This is a genomic window from Mesorhizobium sp. M0184 (assembly GCF_040322215.1).
In the GTDB taxonomy this organism is placed as follows: Bacteria; Pseudomonadota; Alphaproteobacteria; order Rhizobiales; family Rhizobiaceae; genus Mesorhizobium.
On the sequence record NZ_JAMYSZ010000101.1, the window covers coordinates 1 to 926 of the forward strand.

General features: G+C 60.0%; 1 protein-coding gene. It reads right to left on the minus strand.

Translation table 11 applies throughout. From position 1 onward, the window contains the following. Positions 1 to 264: 264 nt before the first annotated feature. The gene (locus NKJ23_RS34480) at positions 265 to 672 is read right to left on the minus strand and encodes a carboxymuconolactone decarboxylase family protein (RefSeq protein WP_352685186.1); all 408 of its coding nucleotides are present in this window, start codon (positions 670 to 672) and stop codon (positions 265 to 267) included. Positions 673 to 926 lie beyond the last annotated feature (254 nt).

Consider the following 926-nt stretch of genomic DNA (forward strand, 5'->3'; position numbering starts at 1 on the left):
GCGATAGCATGCAAAACTGTTCGCGATGTCCTCGCACATCTGTTCGCGATGTCCCCAGTCCAAACACCCTTGTGGGAGAAGGTGGATCGGCGCGAAGCGCCGAGACGGATGAGGGGTGCTGGAAGGAACGCGACGGAGGAAATGTAAAGCAATTTAAGCACTTACGCTTTCAATGCCGCGATCCTTCCAACACCCCTCATCCGACCGAGCTTCGCTCGGCCACCTTCTCCCACAAGGGGAGAAGGGAAGGCGCCGCGCCTCACCTCACCGCACCTCGAACTCCGGATCGACCGGGATCTGCAGCGCTGTCACCATCTGGTTGGTTTGCCCGGCCAGCCCGATGATCGACACCAACTCGCCATGCTGCGCGTCGGTCATGCCTTTGGCCCGCGCTGCGGCGGTGTGCGAGTGGACGCAATAGGAGCAGCCATTGGCGGTCGAGACGGCGATGTAGATCATCTCCTTGGTCAGCGGATCGATGGCGCTGTCAGCGACCATCACCGCCTTGAGCTGCTCCCAGACCCGCTTCAGCGAAACCGGATCATTGGCCAGCCCACGCCAGAAATTGTTGACGAAATCGGATTTGCGCGTCACGCGGATGTCGTCGAACACAGCCTTCACGGCGGGAATCGCCTGGACCTCGGCATCGGTCAGAAGTTTCGTCGTGGCCATGGCTTGGTCCTTTCGCTTTGAATCGTTATGCGAGGTCGTTGAATCAGGTCGGGAGAAAAGGCGGCTAACCGCCTTGGATGAATCAGCAATTGACGCGCTGAGGCAAGACCGTAAGGCTGGCCGAGGCCCCTCACCTTCGTCATCCCTGGGCGAAGCAGGAGCGAAGCTCCGTCGCGGAGACCCTGGGATCCATATGTGGACGGCGCCCTGCCTGCAACGGTTGTTTTGCGTCGTTTTCGATCGCTTGCGTCCAT